The sequence below is a fragment of the Pyrinomonas sp. genome (genome assembly GCF_040289685.1).
Classification (GTDB): domain Bacteria; phylum Acidobacteriota; class Blastocatellia; order Pyrinomonadales; family Pyrinomonadaceae; genus Pyrinomonas.
Genome location: NZ_PSLQ01000003.1, coordinates 67,823 through 85,953 on the forward strand (window position 1 = coordinate 67,823; position 18,131 = coordinate 85,953).

An 18,131-nucleotide genomic window follows, 5' to 3' on the forward strand; every position below is an offset into this window, starting at 1 on the left:
TGGCTCGCGCGCTACACGGGCGCTATTTACAACGATCTGCGTGAAATGGCCGAGGAGTTGACCGAATTGAAGCGCGCTTACCGCGAACAATGGTTGCGCGAAAACAGGCCGTACTGGTTGGAAAGCGTGCTCGCACGCTACGACGCGATGGCTATCAAGTGGCTGAACAAGAGCCGCGAACTCGACGAAGCCCTGCGTCAGTACGAGCGGACGTGGACGTTGCCCGCGCCTGAAGAGTTCGGACTCGGCGCGAGACCGAACTCTTCGCCGGGCGGACGTTGAAGGGAGTTTGGTTTTGCGAGTGGCTCGCCGAACGTGCCATGGATGTGGATCGAACCGCGCGTCAAGTGAACTTTGCACCGAGGCCAGCCGAACTTCCAGTCCGAGGCGGCGTCTCGTCGCTCTTTCGACGCTTCCGCGTCGCGCTTAGGGCTGACGCGAATGCGGAATCGAGATGCGTTGAGGAGCGTGACCGAACTTTTCTCGTTGCTTGAAGGAGATCGACCATGAGAAACCGTAAAACGCAGTTTTTGATCCCGACCGCGCTGCTCTGCCTAGTCCTTTTGGCCGTCGCTGGCAGGGGGCAAACGTTCACCGCTACGGTCACGGGCACGGTGACCGATCCGACGGGCGCTGTCGTCCCCGGCGCGACCGTGACGGTTGTTTCAAAAGAGACGGGCGCGACTCGCACCGTGACGACCGATGGCGATGGGCGCTACACGGTGCCTTTTCTGCCACCGGGCGTTTATGACATCAGCGTCGAAGGAGCGGGCTTCGCGCGCCAGACGCGGCAGAACATTCGACTGGAAGTTGCGCAAAAAGCGGCCATCGATTTCACTTTGAGCGCAACGGTGCAGGAAGTGGTCGAGATTTCGGGCGAGACAACTCCGCTGCTCATCACGGAGAGTTCTGGCTTGGAGACCACAGTTGAGAACAAGTTGATCGAAGACCTGCCTTCGGACAACCGCAACATCTTCTCGTTCGTCAACCTCGTTCCCGGAACGATCGACGCCGCCCTTGCGCTTGGCAATGCGGATAGCGCAGTCGGTTCGGCAGGCAACCGCAACTTCTTCGATTCGAACTTCGCTCTCACTGGGGGGCGTGCCTCTTCCAATGACGTCTTGCTCGACGGCGTGGCCAACACCATCGGCGATTTCAACGGCGTCGCTGTCTCGCCGCCACAGGATTCGATTCGCGAGTTCAAAGTGCAGTCAGGAGTCGCTCCGGCAGAGTTCGGGCGCACTGCTGGCGGCATCGTCAACATCGCCACCCGCGCTGGAACGAAACGTTTCCACGGCGCGCTATACGAGTACTTCACCGACGGAAATCTGAATGCGAACGGATGGGCGCGCAACCGGCGCGGCGTATTGGCCAACGGGCAGCCAGTCTTGCCGCGCATTGATGTCTCGCGTCACCAGTTCGGCGGCGCTGTCGGCGGTCCAGTCTATCTCCCGCGTTTCGGCGAAGGCGGGCCAGCTTACTATAGCGGCAAGAAGACGACCTTCTTCTTCTTCAACTACGAGGCTAGACGCGAGCGCAATCCTTTCTCGCGTGAACTGACTCTGCCGACAGAAAAGATGCGTCGCGGAGACTTATCCGAACTGCTCGGACCGCCGCGCCCGGGCATCACCAATCCGGATGGTTCTCCGGCCCTCTTCGGGCAGATCTACGATCCTTATGCGCCGCTGATCAACGGGCAACGCCGGCCCATTCCGGGCAACAGACTCGATCTGCTGCCGGTTTGTCAGCCGGGACCGCGCACGTCCGCCTGTCTCGATCCGGTCGCGTTGGAGGTTTTGAAATACATCCCACTGCCCAACCAGCCGGGACTGGTCAACAATTACATCTTCAACGCGCGCACGCGCTTTACGCGCGACATCGTGGCCGCGCGCATTGATCGCAAGATCTCCGATAAGCAGAGTCTCTTCGGGCGTTTCAGCTTCGAGAAGCGGCTGGACCAGCTGCCGAACTACTTCGGGACGCCCGCTGCGGATGCGCGCACCATACGCGACCGCTTCTTCAATTTCACTTTCAACCACGTTTACGTTTTCACTTCGTCGGTCATCAACAATCTTCGTTACGGTTACACGCGCGCCCATGCGAACCAGATTCCGGCCAGTCTAGGCTTCGATCCGACGGTGCTCGGCTTGCCGACTTACATCCGCGACTCGGCCCCGGTGCTCAAGTTCCCCAACTTCACCATCGGCGGCGGGGCGCAAGGAGCCACTCTCGCTGGCGAGATCACCAGCAGCACGATCGGCGGAGCGGGAAACGATCAGCCGCGAGATACGCACATGGTGGCCGACTCGGTAACGATCATACGCGGTGCGCATAACATCAAGACCGGCGCTGAATATCGTTTGTATCGCTTCTACCCGTTCCAGTTTTTCAATCCCACAGGCAACTTCACCTTCTCGCGCGGGTTCACCTTGGGGCCAAACCCAGCGGTCACGCCTTCGCCGACCAACGCCGCCGGTTCATCGCTCGCCTCTTTCTTGTTAGGGCTTCCTGCGGGCGGTTCGTTCGAATCGGTCGCGCCGATTACCATCTACAAACACTATGCTGCCGCCTTCTTCCAAGACGATTACAAGGTACGGCGAGACTTGACGTTGAATCTAGGCTTGCGTTGGGAAATCGAAACGGGCACGGCTGAGTCGCACGGATTGATCACCAACTTCGATCTTGCGGCCCCATCGCCGCTGGCCGGAAACGTTCCGCAACCTTCGGATCCGGTGGTGCAGCGTTTGCGCCCGAACTTCACCGATCTTCGCGGGTTGCTTCGCTTCGTCAATGGGCCACAGACGCGCGCTAACCGGAACCGTTTCGCGCCGCGCGTCGGCTTCGCTTACAGCCTCAACGGCAAGACGACGCTGCGCGGTGGATACGGGATCTTTTACCTGCCGTTGTCTTTGGAAGCGCCGAGCGCGCAGAGCGTCAATTTCAGCACGACGCTAACGCAAACATCTGGCACGTCGCAAGTTGGCCCTTCGACGGTCTTCTTGACCAATCCGTTTCCAGCGGGGCTGGCGCGTCCGACAGGGACGGCGCTCGGCGCTCGGACCAGACTCGGCGACTCGGTGATCGTCGTTGAACCGACGAGACGCACCGCTTACAACCAGCAATGGAATCTCGTCATACAACGGGAGCTGGCGCGCAACCTCGTGCTTGACGTCGGTTACGTCGGCAGTCGCGGCGTGCGCCTACCCATTCAAGGGCTGAACCTGAATCAGTTGCCGCCTTTTTACCTCGACATCGCGCGCGCCAGCGTAGGAGTGCCCGGTTCGTGTCCGACTCCCACTAATCCCAATGCGGCTTGCACGAGCGTGGCGCAGTTCTTTACGCAACAGGTTCCCAACCCGTTTGCTGGGCTGTTGCCAGGGACCGCACTTAACGCTTCAACCGTGCCGCGCAGTCAACTTCTGCGTCCGTTCCCACAGTATCAATCCGTAACCCTTTTCCGTCCGCACATGGGATTCAGCACCTACCATGCGGGCGTCGTCAACTTACAAAAGAGGTTCAGCGATGGACTTTCGGCAGTGGTTAACTACGTTTGGTCCAAGCTGCTCGATACAGGAGGCGTGGGCAATGGGGCGGCCTTCTTCGACCCAACCGCTGTCGAGGATATCTACAGCTTCCCAAAGGAATATTCCTATTCAACGCTCGATGTGCCACATCGCTTGACCATGAACTTCACCTACGAGCTACCGTTCGGGCGCAAGCGACGTTTCGCCAGTGACCTAAACGGTGTGGCGAACCTTCTCGTCGGCGGTTGGCAAGTGAGCGGCTCGATCTTCTACCAATCTGGCGCGCCCTTCCAGGTTGTCGTCGCTGGTTTCCCGGTTTCAGGACTGGCCGGCATCGGCAACGCTACTCGGCGCCCTGATCGCGTGCCCGGCGTCAGTGCGGAGCTGTCCGGTTCGAAATATCGGCAGAACGCGCGCGCTGGCCTGCCTGTGATAAACACTGACGCCTTCGCCGTTCCGCCAGATTTTCAGTTCGGCAACGCGGCGCGAACCTATGACGATGTGCGGCGCGACACCTACAAGAACGTCAACTTGTCCGTGTTGAAGAACTTCTTTTGGAACGAGGGGCGGCAGAAATTGCAGTTGCGAGCGGAGTTCCTGAACGCCTTTAACTTCGTCGTGTTCGGAACGCCGGCGGCCAACGTCAGCATCGCGCCGGTGCCGAATCTGGCGAACAACCCGAACGCCTCGCCTGGGTTCGGTCAGGTCACGACGCAAGGGAATAGTCCACGCACCATCTAACTCGTCGTGCGATACACGTTCTAGGCGTTTTCGCGGGGCCGAAGGCAAACGCGCTCTTTGCGGCCCCGCGATCGCCCGACCCCGCTTTTTGCGCATCGCAGGAGGGCGCATGAAAAAGGAGTCGAACCTTTGTGGAACGAGTGGGGTGTTCGCCATGGTCTTCATCGCCTCGATGGCGCTGATTTCAGGCGTCGGTGTGAGGGGCGCGACCGTTCCTGAGATCAAGTACGTGCAGGGCGGTGGGCGCGCGTTGATCTACGTCAACAACCCCGAACAGATCACTGCCGCTGATCTCGGCGACAGCAATTACGGCGATGCTGCGATCATGCGCGCGACCGGCGTGCAGGGCAAACAGCGTTGCTACTTCGAACACCTCAACCGCACGGGCTTCACCATCGGCTACGGCATACAGCTCTACAATCCGAACTCGACTTCGGTAACCGTCACGGTGCAAGGAAGTGGGTTCGAAGCGAGCGTCCAAGGGGGGCGGCCTTTCGCGCAAATGCTCAGCAATTACTCGACGTCGGGCACTTCCTACACGGTCGGGCCGGGGCGCGTGCTGTGGTTGATGCGTCAGGATGCAGCGGTTGCCAACAACACCTTTTTTAGCGGCGTCATCGATTTCAACGTTGATGGCGGCAGCGTAACGATCAATCACATCGCTTATCGAAGTTTCGGCGCGCTCGATGGTTCGACGACGTACATCGGGTACGTGCGGCGCATCGAGCCGGACGGAACAGATGAGGCGCGCGTTTACAAAGGACTCAATCCGAACACAATGGCCATCGCCGCCGATGTCGATTTCGTCGTCGGTGATGGTGATCCGGCGGGCGTCCTCGCCGTCAGTTACCGGAGCTACGACTTGAACTCGGGCGCGTATGGAAGCTCTGTGATTCGCCCCAATGGTTGGTACACGAACATCGGTCCAGCAAACAACGCCAACGCCGTCGCCAGCGACATGTTCGCTTTCGACATGCCGGGCTGGGGACGGATCGACCCTTTCTCTCGCTCAGACGGCGAGGGGAAATACCCGAACCTCGGAAACTGGGGAGTGGTCTACGTCGTCAAGGGCAAAGTGACCAATGTGGGGGCGAAGACGCGTCAGCTTTCAGTCAACTTGAAAGCCAACCCTTCGGCAAGCGCCGCGATCGCTTACCGAGGCAGCGACGGCGTTTGGCGCAGCATGGTCGTTTCGGCAGGATCGAACGTCAGATACTACAGCTTCTCGGTCGCGCCGGGCAGCACCGTCAGCTACGAAGCCATGTTCGTGCTGGGCGGACCGAGCGGCGGAAATCTTCTACAATCGATCGCGCTCAACAATTGAACTCCTCGTCGCGAGCGAAACGGTTCCGATGCTTAACCGCTGTGGAAAGGCGAGGACGTTTTCATGGGCCGTGTGCTTGTCGAGGTGAAAGGCGAGCGTGAAGTGCGAAACGATTCATCGGTCGCGCGCCCTCGCTGGTGAGAACTTATGCTTGGGATTTTGCTCCTTTTGATCTTCGCGCTGTTCGCCGCGTTGATGTTCGCGCGCGTCATCCCGGCGATCATCGCCGTGCCGGCGATGGCTGTGGCGGTTGCCATTCTGGTCGGGGCGCCTCCTTCGGTGATCCTCAACGACGTGATCGCTGCCGGGGCCGTCAAACTCGCGCCCGCTTATGTCGCCGTCTTCGCTGGCGCGATGCTCGGGCGCGTGATGATTCAGACGCGCATCGCCGAAGAGATCATCAAACGCGCGGCTGAGTACGGCGGCGATCGTCCCATGATCGTCGCTGCCGCGTTGATGATCGTCACGGCCATTCTCTTCACCTCGCTCACAGGGCTCGGCGCGATCATCATGGTCGGTTCGCTCGTGCTTCCGATCATGATGAGCCTTGGGATTCCGAGAAGGCTCGCCGCTGTCTTCTTCCTAATGGCGTTTGCCACCGGCTTCGTCTTCAATATCGCGCTCTGGCGTCTTTACCGGGAACTTTTGCAGATCGCTCCAGATGCCCCGCTCCCGCCGGAGGTAGCGCGCTTTGCGTTTGGACTTTGCCTTATCACGGCGGTGGCCGTTGCCATCTATGTCTTCATCGCCGCGCAGCGCGCCCCAGAACTTCGTCTCTGGGCTGTGGCGGCTAAAGAAGAGCTGCTCGCCCGTGAGGCGAGGAAAAAGCGCGTTCCGTTGATCGCCTTTTTGACGCCCTTCGTGCCGCTCGTGCTCTACGTCGGGTTCGGTTGGCGTGAGCTTCCGGCCTTTCTCGCGGGGGCGCTCTTCGGCGTGCTGTTGACTGAACCGCGCGTCGCCGTTCGCACGCTATCGGCAGCAGCCGTGCGCGGCGTTGAAGATGGCGCTCCGGCAGCCATCTTGATGATCGGCATCGGAATGCTTCTAAACGCGCTCACTCTTCCTGTTGTGAGGGAAGCGTTGACGCCGCTCGTCGCCACCGTCCCTTTGCGTTCGCCCGTCGCTTACGTGCTCTTTTTCGGTCTGCTTTCGCCGCTGGCGCTCTATCGCGGGCCGCTCAATCCGTTCGGCGTCGGCATCGGCGTCTACTCGATCATGTTCGCGGCTGGAGCTTTGCCGCCGCTCGCGCTTCTTGCGGCGATCATGTCGGTGGTGCAGGTGCAGAACGTTTGCGACCCGACCAACACGCAGAACGTTTGGGTGGCGAACTACGCCGGAGTGCGCGTCGAAGAGATCACGCGCGCTTCGCTTGCGACGATGATGCTCGTCTGCTTGTGCGGACTCGTTCTCGGCGCGTTGATGTTCCTTTAGAGTTTCTGAACGTGGATTGAAGTCCAAAAGAGAGGAGATCGTAATGCGCACGCTTGGCATGCTACTTGTCCTTCTGCTGCTCGCTTCGGCAGCGCGCGGGCAGAAAACGTCGGAGATGGTCTTCGCGCCAGACGGCGCAAGCTACGTCGTCAGCGGCAAAGACGTCGTGCGGCGCGACGATCAGCTTGTCATCTACTCGCCCGAAAAATATCGCAAGGATCCGCCCAACGCTTCGGGCGTCGATGTTTACGTCGTCGGCGGCAAAGTGGTCGAAATCCGCGATCGCGCGAAGGCCGTCTATTTGGACGGCAAAAGCGATCCCGGCCCGGTCGCTATCGGCAAAGAGGGTTTCGTCCTGAGCGCGCACGGCGCGGCGCGACGCTGGATCATCGCGCATCTGAAGGTCGGTGACGCAGTGAGGATTGCCGGTTCGACCGAAAGCGCGGCGGAAGTGCCGCCCGCCGCTCAGCTGCCATGCTTCCCAGGCGCTTACTACCGCAAGGCGGTTTCGAGTTTCGATCGCTGGACCGGTATCATCGGCGTCGTCAAACTTGGCCAGCCGCAGACGGACCCGGCGCGTCTCGATCCGAAAGACGGTCAACCGCTCGATAACTTCTCCGTCTACATGGGCGGTCGCGCAGGAGAGCAGGAGATTGATGCCGGACTTACCTGGTCCTTTTCGGTCGATGAGAAGGGCAAACGGAGCGCCGTGCGCGACGCTTGGCATCCGTTCTGGCGCAACGAACGTTGGGCGGAAGCGCCAGCCCAGCCTGAATTCTACTGGCGGCCCGGAGACGTGGTGACGATGGCCGTTCTGGTCGCTGGTCCGGGAAAATTGCGTTTGGTCGTGGCCGATGCTGGTCCACAGCCGAAACGGATCTTTCAAACGGAGTTCGATGCGCGCGGATTTCAACCGCGTATCCCGCGCCAGTTCAAGCGGGTCAATGCCATCGATCAAAGGTACAATGAAGGCAAGCCTGCGCAGCCGACCGAAGCGCAGGTGACCGGCGCCGAATGGCTGGAGGTCCACTTGCTGCGCGGTGAAGGAGCGACCGCCGTGCGTTTGCCGATGACGCGAGCGCGCCTGACCGACATGCGCTGTCCATCGCCCGAGCATGTGCGCGTCGTCGTGACGGATGAAGCGCGCGGCGCAGAGAAGATCGACATCCGAGGTAAAGCTAAATGACGATGGGAAGAAGGAGCGAGCGTGCAAAGCGGTGCGATGCGGCGGGCGGAAAAGTTTTGGGCGGGCTCTTGGTTCTGGTCCTGCTGCTCAGCGACGCGCCGCTATTTGCCTGGAGACAGAAGGATGTGTCGAACGAAAGAGCGTGGGTCGAGGCGACGCTGCGCGCCCTCTCTTTGCGCGAGAAGATCGGGCAGATGATCGTCGTCGCCGCGTCGAGCGAATTCATGAACTTCGACAGCGAGCGTTTCGCCGAGGTGCGACGCCAGATCGAACAGAATCGCGTTGGCGGCTTCATCGTACGCGGCGGTAGCCCCAACGAGGTCGCCGCGTTGACCAATGAGATGCAGCGCCTTTCGAAGCTTCCGCTTCTGATCGCCGCCGATTACGAACGTGGGCTGCGCATGCAGATGAAGAACGGCACGCCCTTTACGAACAACATGGGCGTGGCGGCAACGGGCGACGTGCAAGCGGCGTATCGTCAAGGGCGCATCATCGCCGAAGAGATGCGCGCCATCGGCGTTCATTGGCTCTACGCGCCGGTCGCCGACATCAACAACAACCCCGACAACCCTGTGATCAACGTTCGCAGTTTCGGCGCCGATCCGCAACAGGTCGCGCGTTTCGTCGCCGCTTTCGTGCGCGGCGTGCGCGATGGTGGCGCGTTGGCCACGGCCAAACACTTCCCCGGTCACGGCGACACGGCAACCGACTCGCACATCGGGCTGGCGACGATCGAGGTCGATCGCGCGCGTCTCGATCGAGTGGAACTTGTGCCGTTTCGCGCCGCCATCGAAGCGGGCGTTGATGCGATCATGACGGCACACGTCGCTTTGCCGAAGGTCACGGGCGACCGACATCCGGCAACGCTCTCGCCGCAGATCACGACCGATCTTCTGCGCGGAGAGTTGCGCTTCGGCGGCATCATCGTTACGGACTCGCTGGGGATGGGCGCGATCACGAAGAACTATCCGGGGGCGGAGGCAGCCGTGCGCGCGATCAAAGCCGGAGCCGATGTGGCCCTGCTGCCACCGGATCCGACCGCCGCGATTGACGCCATTGAATCAGCCGTGCGGCGTGGTGAGATCGAAGAGAAAAGGATCGACGAATCGGTTCGCCGTCTGTTGCGCGCCAAGTACCGATTGGGATTGGTCCAGAGAAGAACGGTCGATCCGAACGCTGTTAATCGTCTGGTGGAAAGACCGGAGAACTTTCAGGAGGCGCGCCGCGTCGCCGAGCGTTCCATGACGCTGCTGCGAAACGAGGGCGGGTTGCTCCCGCTGGACCAGTCGCAAGCCGCTAGCGCGCTCTGGATCGTCATCGCTGCAGATGATGATCCGGAAGAGGGAAGAGCGCTGATCCCGCAGATCGGGCGGCGCGCAAAAGGCGCGCGCATACTCAAGGTCGATCCGCGCACGACCGAGGCCGAATACCGAGCGATGATCGCAGAAGCGTCGCGAGCCGAGACCATCATCGTCGCTTCGTTCGTCAAGCGCGCCGCGCTCAAGGGAACAGTCGCATTGCCTGACCAGCAAGCCGAGTTCATCCGCCGCCTTCTCGCGCTCGGCAAGCGGACGGCGGTAATCGCCTTCGGCAGTCCGTACCTAATCCGTCAGTTCCCGGATGCCCCAGTGTACATGACCGCCTACGCCATCGAAGATGTGGCGCAGGAGGCCGCCGTGCGTGCGCTCTTCGGTGAGATTGAAGTCGCTGGCCGCTTGCCTGTTGGCATCCCAGGCATGTTCGAGATCGGCGCTGGACTGCGGACGCAACCTCTGGGCACAAGAACGGAAAAAGCTCGGAAGTAAGCGGGCGGAAAGCCGCTGAACGTCGAAGGCGGTCAAAGTTGTTGCGGCGATGTGGGTCTGAAGAGGGCTTTGAGATGGCGTTCGATGCGATCGAGATGCTGTTCGGGCGAGTCTGTGGGCTGGTTCCAGCGTTCGATCTCGGAGCGGGATCCCAGCCAGCGATGTATCGAAGCGCTTGTGAGCATGATCGGGCCCACTATCTCAATGCTGCGTGGCCAGCCGGCGTTGATAAAGAGGCGATGAACGAACGGCGCGTTTGGCGCGTCGCGTTCATCACCGAAGAGCGCGAGAGGAGATGAATGGCTATCGCTTGCTGAGTCGAGCGGACGTCGGATCATGTGTGCGGAGCGCAACAGCGAGGTGGCGAACGAATCGCGAGCGACGCGGCGGCGTGTTCGCGTCGGCATCGACGTCGGCGGCACATTCACAGACACCGTGGTCGTTGACCACGAGACGCGCGAAGTCATCGGACAGTTGAAGGTTCCGACGACGCACAGCGCTGCGGAAGGCGTCGCGCGCGGCATCATCGAAGCGATCGAGCGCGTGCTTGTGGATCTTCGCATCGAGCCGGAAGAGGTGATCTTCATCGCGCACTCGACGACGCAAGCGACCAATGCGCTTTTGGAGGGCGATGTCGCGCCGGTCGGCGTCATCGGAATGGGCAGCGGTCTTGAGGCGTGGAAGGCGCGCCGCGACACGCGCGTTCCGCCCATTGAGCTTGCGCCCGGAAAGGTCCTTAGGCCAGAACATCGGTTCATTCAAACGGCAAACGGCATCAGCGACGCGCAGGCGAGCGCCATCATCGAGAGCTTGCGCCGCGGCGGCGCGCGCGTCATCGTCGCTTCGCAAGCGTTCGGCGTGGACCATCCTGAGAACGAAGAGCGCGTGGTCGAAGCGGCTCGTGCGCTGGGCTTGTTTGCCACTTCGGGCCACGAGGTCTCTGGGTTGTACGGGCTGCGAACGCGCACGCGCACCGCTGTGTTGAACGGTTCCATTCTGCCGAAGATGGTTGAGACGGCGGAGATGACCGCACGTTGCGTCGAGCGCGCGCGCATCGGCGCGCCGCTCATGATCATGCGCTCTGATGGCGGCGTGATGAGCGTTGATGAGGTCCATCGTCGCCCGATCATGACGATGCTCTCTGGTCCAGCCGCTGGAATCGCGGGCGCCCTGATGTACGAACGTGTCTCCGATGGCATCTTCATCGAGGTCGGCGGAACGAGCGCCGATATCTCGGTGATCCGCGATGGACAACCGCAAGTGCGGGCGGCGCGCGTCGGCGGCCACCGGACATTCCTGAACACGCTTGACGTGCGCACGCTCGGCATCGCTGGCGGGAGCCTGATTCGCGAGCGACGCGGCGAGATCGTCGAGGTCGGCCCGCGTTCGGCGCACATCGCCGGTCTGCCCTACGCCGCTTTTGCCGAACCGAAGGAGCTGGTCGGCGCGAAGCTGGTCCACCTGCGCCCGACGCCCGAAGATGCGGAAGATTACGTTGCGGTAGAAACGCGCGACGGCAAAAAGCTAGCGTTGACGCCGACTTGTGCCGCAAACCTTCTCGGCGTCATCCCCGAAGGCGCGTTCGCGCGCGGGGAGACGGAAGCCGCGCGTTTAGCTTTCGGTCCGCTCGCGGCGGCTTTGAACACGAGCGAAGAAGAGGTTGCGCGGCGCGTGCTCGAAATCGCTTGTCGCAAGGTCGCGCGTCAGATCGGGGAACTGATCGTCGAATACAAGCTCGAACGCGCGACGGTCGAACTGATCGGTGGGGGCGGTGGCGCGGCGGCCCTCGTGCCTTTCACGGCGCACATGATGAATCTGCCTTTTCGCATCGCACGCAAGGCGGAGGTGATCTCGACCATTGGCGTCGCGCTCGCAATGGTGCGCGACACGGTTGAAAGGAACATCGTCGATCCGACTCCCGAAGATATCCTACAGGTACGGCGCGAAGCGGCGGAAGCAGCCATCAAAGCAGGTGCGCTTCCCGAGACGGTGGAAGTACAGGTCGAAGTGGACGCGCGCCGAAATCTAGTGCGCGCCATCGCTTTCGGCACGACCGAATTGAAGAGAGAGGATCGCGCGGCGATGGCGCTCGATTTGGAAGCGTGCCGCTTGTCGGCTGCGCGTTCGATGCAGGTCGCGCCGAGCGCCGTCGAGTTGCTCACAGAGACACCGTTCTTCCGCCTCTTCGTCGCCGAACGACGCGAACGCGCGCTGTTCGGTCTGTGGAAGACGAAACGCAAACTGGTGCGTGTGCTGGACCATACGGGCGTGGTCCGTTTGCAAAGGAGCGATGCGGAGATCATCCGCTCGCAGGTCGGCACGGTGGCGCGCGATCTCGAAGAGGCGATCGCGCGCTTGACCGATTTCGGCGACGCCGGTCGCGCGCTTCCAGATACGCACCTTCTGGTGCGCGCGCGCATCATCGATCTTTCCGGTTTGGCCGATGTCGAACAGGTCGTCGCGCTGGCCCGAACGGAACTCGAAGGCTTCGCCGAAAGCGAAGAATTGATCATCATCGTCGCGCCGCGCGCACTTTGAGCGCGATGACGGAGCTTGCAAAAAAGGCGGTTGAAGAGTTCGGCACGCGCGACGTGTATGAGATCGCGCGGCGGCTCGGCGTGAGCATCGATTTCGCGCGCTGGCCGCTCGTCACCGTCGGCGAATGCGAAGCGTGTACGATTCGCGTCAATCTGACCGCGCTTGATCGCGCGCCGCACCGCCGCGGGTGGTTTTCGCGCGATGGATTAGCGCGCATTATCGTCGCGCATGAGCTGGGCCATTTGCTCGCTGCGCGCTGGGGCGTAGAGGATAAGCGCGCCGACGAAGGGTTGATCCACGATTTCGTTCGCGAACTGCTGGAACTCCAGTTCGATCCGGCGGAATGCGAGCGTTTCTGGAAACGATGACGATGCGAGATCAAAGGGGACGAAAGGTCTCGTCGCTTCGGTGAGAGAGTGCGCGAGGCGAAAGAGCGCGGTCGTGGCGAAAGCGACCCTACTTGCGCGGCGAGGGTTTGAAGAGACGATGAACGGGCGATTCTTTCTCGGCATAGATGGTGGACAGAGTCACACCGAAGCGGTGGTTGCCGATGCGCGCGGACATATTCGCGGTCGCGGTCGCAGCGGACCATCGAATCATGCCGAGCAGCCGGGTGGGCGCCAACGGCTCGCGCGCGCCGTTGGCGAGAGCGTCCGCGCGGCGCTCGGAGAAGCGAAGATCGCTGCCGATCCGGCGGAAGTGGAATTTGAAGCCGCACACTGCGCGATGACCGGCGGCGCGGACTTCAAAGAGGAGGTAATCCGTTCCATTGTGCGTGCGCGCCGTCTCGTCGTCGGGCACGACGCGCCGGCGGCGCTCGCCGGTGCGACCGGAGCTGAGCCGGGCATCGTCGTCATTGCCGGAACGGGATCGGTCGTTTATGGTGAAGATGGTCGCGGGCGCGCCGTTCGATCTGGAGGTTGGGGTTATCTGCTCGGCGACGAGGGAAGCGGTTACTGGATCGCTCTCGAAGGGTTGCGGCGCGCGCTCCATGCAGAAGACGGCTTGGATGAACTGACGAGTCTCGGTGGACGCGCTTTATGCCACTTCAACGCGGGAGATTTCCGCGAACTCGCCGCCGCCATCTACGCCGGGCGCATAGATCGCGACCGGCTGGCCTCTTTCGCCGTCGAAGTGGAAACCGCTGCTCGTCAAGGCGATTCAGTGGCGCAACGGATCATGAGCGATGCGGTTTCGTGGCTGGTTCGTTTGGTGGTCGCCTGTTCGCGTCGGCTGCAATGCGAGACTTGCAAAGTGGCGTGCGTCGGCGGCGTTTTTCGCGGCGAGATGGTGCGTGATCTTTTCGCCCACGAGCTGCGCGCGCAATTGCCCGCAGCACATCTGATCGCGCCGCGCTTCGACCCCGCAGTGGGCGCGCTGTTGCTTGCCTACCGCGCCGCCGGGTGTGGCCCGACCGCAGAGATCCTCTCGAACTTGGAAAGGACTGGCAGAAGGTGAGGAACCTCGAAGAGAGACTGGCCGACTTGATGGCGCGTTGGCGTGGCGGCTTGATCGTTTCTTGTCAAGCTCCGATTGGATCGCCGCTTGCGCATCCTGAGATCATCGCTGCGCTGGCTCTCACTGCCGAGAGAAATGGCGCCGTCGGCGTGCGAATAGATGGACCAGAAAACATCCGCGTCGTGCGCGCGCGCGTTTCCATCCCCGTGCTCGGCATAGAGAAGATCGCGCACAATGGCTTCGACGTTTACATCACACCGACTTTCGCTGCCGCCTCGCGCGTGATCCGAAGCGGCGCTGATTTGGTCGCGCTCGATGGCACGTCTCGCCCGCGGCCATCGGGCGAGACGTTGAAGCAGATCATCGCTCGCGTGCATGAAGAACTGAGGGCGCCGGTGCTCGCCGACGTCGCGACTCAAACGGAAGGCGTCGCGGCGGTGGAAGAGTGCGGCGCGGACTTCATCAGCACGACGCTTTCGGGCTACACTCCGGAAACGCGGGGTCGTCAAGGGCCGGACTTCGAGTTGGTCGAGAGGTTGAGCACCCGTTTGCCACATACGCCGATCATTTGTGAGGGGCGTTTGCATAGTCCGGAAGACGTGCGCCGAGCTTTCGATTGCGGCGCCTTCGCCGTATGCGTCGGTACGGCGATCACCGGCGTCGATTGGTTGGTCCGACGTTATGTGGCGGCGACGCCGAGGAGCGCCGCTGACGCCCCGGAATGAGCTTTTTCGGAACGTGATCGGCGAACGGCTGGGACGTCACCATTGACATCTGGCCGCTGAAAGATGCTTCCACGGGCTGCCTCGACGGCTGAACGACTTGCGAAAAGGAGAGATGGGATGAAGGAAGAAGCTGGACCGGCAGCAGCGGGACACCTCGGCAATCGCATGTTGTCGCTCGACGTTTTTCGCGGCATCACCATCGCCGGCATGATACTCGTCAACAACCCAGGCACTTGGAGCGCCGTCTATCCGCCGCTCAAACACGCCGAATGGCACGGTTGGACGCCGACCGATCTCATCTTCCCGTTCTTCCTCTTCATCGTCGGCGTGGCGATCACGCTCGCTTTCGCGCGGCGCATGGAAGCGGGCGGAAGCAAACGCGATCTCTATTGGAAGATCATCCGCCGTACGCTCATCATCTTCGCGCTCGGTCTTTTCATCAACGGCTTCCCCTACTTTGACTTCGCCAAGATACGGGTTCCGGGCGTGCTGCAACGCATCGCCGTCTGTTACTTCTTCGCTTCGCTCATATTCTTGTGGACTGGTTGGCGCGGGCAAGCGATCATCGCCGCCGCGCTGCTCGTTCTTTACTGGGCTTTGATGATGCTCGTGCCTGTGCCCGGATATGGCGCGGGCGATCTCGGCCAGCAGGGCAATCTGGCGGCGTACATCGATCGTGCGCTTCTTGCCGGTCACACTTACACGCCCGTCTACGATCCTGAAGGCATACTGAGCACGATTCCGGCGATTGCGACGACGCTTCTCGGCGTGCTCACGGGCCATTGGTTGCGCACCGACCGGGCATCGTTTGAAAAAGCGGTTGGACTCTTCGCTTTCGGGATGATCGGCGTCGTTTGGGGTTGGATCTGGAACTGGTGGTTTCCGATCAACAAGCCGCTCTGGACCAGCTCTTACGTGCTCTTCACCGGTGGACTGGCGCTTCAGTTCTTGGCTTTCTGCTATTGGTTGATCGACATCAAGGGATATCGCGCGTGGAGCAGGCCGTTCGTCATCTTCGGCGTCAATGCGCTCGCTGTCTTCGTCTTCTCGGCCATCTTGGGCCGGTTGATGCTGCTGTGGAAGATCCCGCGCGCCGATGGCTCGATGGGCAACTTGAAGACTTTCATCTATGAGAACCTGTTCGCTTCGTGGGCGCAGCCCATCAACGCTTCGCTCATCTTCGCGATCTTCTACCTCCTCTTCTGGCTTGGCGTGATGGCGATCCTTTACCGCAAACGGATCATCATCAAGGTGTGAAAGGGCGTCGGGATTCAGAGTTCGGGGCGTTGAAAGAAGATGGGCTGAAGATTCGCGTTAAAGGTTGCAGCGCTGGCAGGCCGACGTGAATTCTGGACGCTCGATTGAGAACGGTTCGATTCGAACGCATCTATGCTCATGACCAGCGCTGCGGCAACAGAATATTTCAGGACCTACTTGCTCACACTGGTGATCAGCGCTGCCGCAGCGGAAAGTTCGGAAACGCGCCTGCTTTTTGCCGTGTTCTGAGTCTTGGGTTCTGATTCTGGAAAGGGAGGCATAGCATGAGGCTTGTCGCCATCGATTGGTTGATCATCGCTGGCTATTTCGCGCTTTCGCTCGCCATTGGGCTTTATTATGCGCGTCGCGCTGGGCGTTCGACCGAAGAGTATTTCCTCTCGGATCGTTCAATGCCGTGGTGGTTGGCGGGGACTTCGATGGTCGCGACGACGTTCGCCGCCGACACGCCTTTGGCCGTGACCGAGATGGTCGCGCGCAACGGCGTAGCGGGCAATTGGCTCTGGTGGTCAATGCTTGCCAGCGGCATGCTGACGGTCTTCTTCTTCGCGCGCTTGTGGCGGCGCGCTGAGGTGATGACCGATGTCGAATTCGTCGAGCTTCGCTATTCAGGTCGGCCAGCCGCTTTCTTGCGCGGCTTTCGCGCGCTCTATCTGGGCCTTCCGATCAACTTGATCATCATGGGTTGGGTCAATCTCGGCATGGCCAAAGTTCTGAGCGGCACGCTCGGATTGGCCAAGTGGCAGGCGCTCGGACTGTGTCTCGGCATCACGTTCATCTATTCGATCCTGTCGGGGTTTTGGGGCGTCGTCGTCACCGATGCCGTGCAGTTCGTCATCGCCATGGTCGGTTCGATCGCGCTCGCTATCTTCGCCGTCCAAGCCGTCGGCGGCATCGACGGTTTGAAAGCGCAAATCGCGACGGTCACGCCGGTCGGAAGCCCAGAGCCGTTCGGGCCGAATGCGATCAGCCTTTGGAGCGATGGTTCAACGGCGTGGATGCTGCCGCCGTTGACGCTCGCGGTCTATCTTGCGGTCAACTGGTGGGCCTCGTGGTACCCGGGAGCGGAGCCGGGCGGCGGCGGTTACATCGCGCAGCGGATCTTCTCGGCGAAGAACGAAAAGCATGGGTTGCTCGCGACGCTTTGGTTCAACATCGCCCACTACGCTCTGCGTCCGTGGCCGTGGATCTTGGTCGCCCTTTCGTCGCTCGTGCTATATCGCGGCGCGACCGTGAACCCTGAAACAGGACAGCCCGATGCCGCTTTCGGTTACGTACAGGCGATGAACGATCTGCTGCCCGTGGGCTTTCGCGGCTTGTTGCTCGCTTCGTTCGCCGCCGCCTACATGAGCACGATCTCGACGCAGATGAACTGGGGCGCAAGCTATATCATCAACGATTTCTACCGCCGCTTCGTGAAGCGAGATGGAACGGAACGCCATTACGTCTTCGCTTCGCGCGTTGCGACGCTCATCATCGTCCTTCTTTCGATCGTCGTCACATACTACATGAATCGCATCACCGGCGGTTGGGAGCTGGTGCTCGCGCTCGGCGCAGGCACCGGGCTGGTTTACATCTTGCGCTGGTATTGGTGGCGGATCAACGCTTGGTCGGAAGTGGCAGCGATGGCGGCGGCGCTCATCGTTTCGCTGGCGCTCCGCTATTTCGTCGTCTTCGATGCTGCGACGCCGCACGGCTTCGCGCAATCGATTTTGACCACGGTCGGCGTGACGACGCTCGTCTGGTTGACGGCGACCTTTCTAACCGCCCCGGAACCGGAGGAGAAGTTGAGGGAGTTTTATCGGCGCGTGCGTCCGGCTGGTCCGGGGTGGAGGCGGATCGCACAGCTCGAGGGGGTGCCGGAACGCAACGACGAGATCATCTCGAACGCGATCAACTGGGCGTTTGGGATCGCGCTCGTCTATGCGACGCTCTTCGGCATCGGCGAACTCGTCTTCGGTGCGTTCGGCAAAGCGACTTTGCTCTTCCTGTTGGCCGCCTCATGCGGCGCGGTGATGTTCTGGAACTTAAATCGCACGGGGTGGGCCGGTTTGGCGGAGACCGAACGGGCACGCGCCGAATACGCGGCGCATGATTGAGGGGCGCACCCGTGAAATCTCGGGG

General features: G+C 61.3%; 12 protein-coding genes and 1 pseudogene. All 13 read left to right on the forward strand.

Annotated elements, in window-relative coordinates; genetic code table 11:
• Positions 1–282: pseudogene (locus tag C4334_RS01665) on the forward strand (hypothetical protein); the annotation flags it as partial.
• Between the two features lie 224 nt (positions 283–506).
• The gene (locus C4334_RS01670) at positions 507–4,265 is read left to right on the forward strand and encodes a TonB-dependent receptor (protein WP_352430340.1); all 3,759 of its coding nucleotides are present in this window, start codon (positions 507–509) and stop codon (positions 4,263–4,265) included.
• 109 nt (positions 4,266–4,374) lie between these two features.
• On the forward strand, positions 4,375–5,589 hold the full coding sequence (locus C4334_RS01675) for a hypothetical protein (RefSeq protein WP_352430341.1): 1,215 nt from the start codon (positions 4,375–4,377) through the stop codon (positions 5,587–5,589).
• A gap of 147 nt (positions 5,590–5,736) precedes the next feature.
• A complete protein-coding gene (locus tag C4334_RS01680) occupies positions 5,737–7,020 on the forward strand; it encodes a citrate transporter (protein WP_352430342.1) in 1,284 nt (427 codons plus the stop codon).
• Positions 7,021–7,063: 43 nt separating this feature from the next.
• Positions 7,064–8,206 carry a hypothetical protein gene (locus C4334_RS01685; RefSeq protein ID WP_352430343.1) on the forward strand — a complete coding sequence of 381 codons (1,143 nt, stop codon included), beginning with the start codon at positions 7,064–7,066 and terminating at the stop codon, positions 8,204–8,206.
• Between the two features lie 125 nt (positions 8,207–8,331).
• Positions 8,332–10,011 carry a glycoside hydrolase family 3 protein gene (locus C4334_RS01690; protein WP_352430344.1) on the forward strand — a complete coding sequence of 560 codons (1,680 nt, stop codon included), beginning with the start codon at positions 8,332–8,334 and terminating at the stop codon, positions 10,009–10,011.
• A gap of 74 nt (positions 10,012–10,085) precedes the next feature.
• Positions 10,086–10,310 carry a hypothetical protein gene (locus tag C4334_RS01695; RefSeq protein WP_352430345.1) on the forward strand — a complete coding sequence of 75 codons (225 nt, stop codon included), beginning with the start codon at positions 10,086–10,088 and terminating at the stop codon, positions 10,308–10,310.
• A 37-nt stretch (positions 10,311–10,347) separates the two neighbouring features.
• Positions 10,348–12,549, forward strand: a complete 2,202-nt coding sequence (locus C4334_RS01700) for a hydantoinase/oxoprolinase family protein (RefSeq protein WP_352430346.1) — start codon at positions 10,348–10,350, stop codon at positions 12,547–12,549.
• Between the two features lie 5 nt (positions 12,550–12,554).
• The gene (locus C4334_RS01705) at positions 12,555–12,917 is read left to right on the forward strand and encodes a hypothetical protein (protein ID WP_352430347.1); all 363 of its coding nucleotides are present in this window, start codon (positions 12,555–12,557) and stop codon (positions 12,915–12,917) included.
• Between the two features lie 118 nt (positions 12,918–13,035).
• On the forward strand, positions 13,036–14,007 hold the full coding sequence (locus C4334_RS01710) for an N-acetylglucosamine kinase (protein WP_352430348.1): 972 nt from the start codon (positions 13,036–13,038) through the stop codon (positions 14,005–14,007).
• Between the two features lie 29 nt (positions 14,008–14,036).
• On the forward strand, positions 14,037–14,732 hold the full coding sequence (locus C4334_RS01715; protein WP_352430367.1) for an N-acetylmannosamine-6-phosphate 2-epimerase: 696 nt from the start codon (positions 14,037–14,039) through the stop codon (positions 14,730–14,732).
• A gap of 117 nt (positions 14,733–14,849) precedes the next feature.
• On the forward strand, positions 14,850–15,989 hold the full coding sequence (locus C4334_RS01720; protein ID WP_352430349.1) for an acyltransferase family protein: 1,140 nt from the start codon (positions 14,850–14,852) through the stop codon (positions 15,987–15,989).
• A gap of 284 nt (positions 15,990–16,273) precedes the next feature.
• Complete coding sequence (locus C4334_RS01725) at positions 16,274–18,106, forward strand: sodium:solute symporter family protein (RefSeq protein ID WP_352430350.1); 1,833 nt, start codon at positions 16,274–16,276, stop codon at positions 18,104–18,106.
• Positions 18,107–18,131: the final 25 nt, after the last annotated feature.

Coding starts and splice junctions, on each gene's coding strand:
- C4334_RS01670 (WP_352430340.1), top strand. CDS start 507: ATGAGAAACCGTAAAACGCAGTTTTTGATCCCGACCGCGCTGCTCTGC.
- C4334_RS01675 (WP_352430341.1), top strand. CDS start 4,375: ATGAAAAAGGAGTCGAACCTTTGTGGAACGAGTGGGGTGTTCGCCATG.
- C4334_RS01685 (WP_352430343.1), top strand. CDS start 7,064: ATGCGCACGCTTGGCATGCTACTTGTCCTTCTGCTGCTCGCTTCGGCA.
- C4334_RS01725 (WP_352430350.1), top strand. CDS start 16,274: ATGAGGCTTGTCGCCATCGATTGGTTGATCATCGCTGGCTATTTCGCG.
- C4334_RS01700 (WP_352430346.1), top strand. CDS start 10,348: ATGTGTGCGGAGCGCAACAGCGAGGTGGCGAACGAATCGCGAGCGACG.
- C4334_RS01720 (WP_352430349.1), top strand. CDS start 14,850: ATGAAGGAAGAAGCTGGACCGGCAGCAGCGGGACACCTCGGCAATCGC.
- C4334_RS01695 (WP_352430345.1), top strand. CDS start 10,086: ATGGCGTTCGATGCGATCGAGATGCTGTTCGGGCGAGTCTGTGGGCTG.
- C4334_RS01705 (WP_352430347.1), top strand. CDS start 12,555: ATGACGGAGCTTGCAAAAAAGGCGGTTGAAGAGTTCGGCACGCGCGAC.
- C4334_RS01680 (WP_352430342.1), top strand. CDS start 5,737: ATGCTTGGGATTTTGCTCCTTTTGATCTTCGCGCTGTTCGCCGCGTTG.
- C4334_RS01715 (WP_352430367.1), top strand. CDS start 14,037: ATGGCGCGTTGGCGTGGCGGCTTGATCGTTTCTTGTCAAGCTCCGATT.
- C4334_RS01710 (WP_352430348.1), top strand. CDS start 13,036: ATGAACGGGCGATTCTTTCTCGGCATAGATGGTGGACAGAGTCACACC.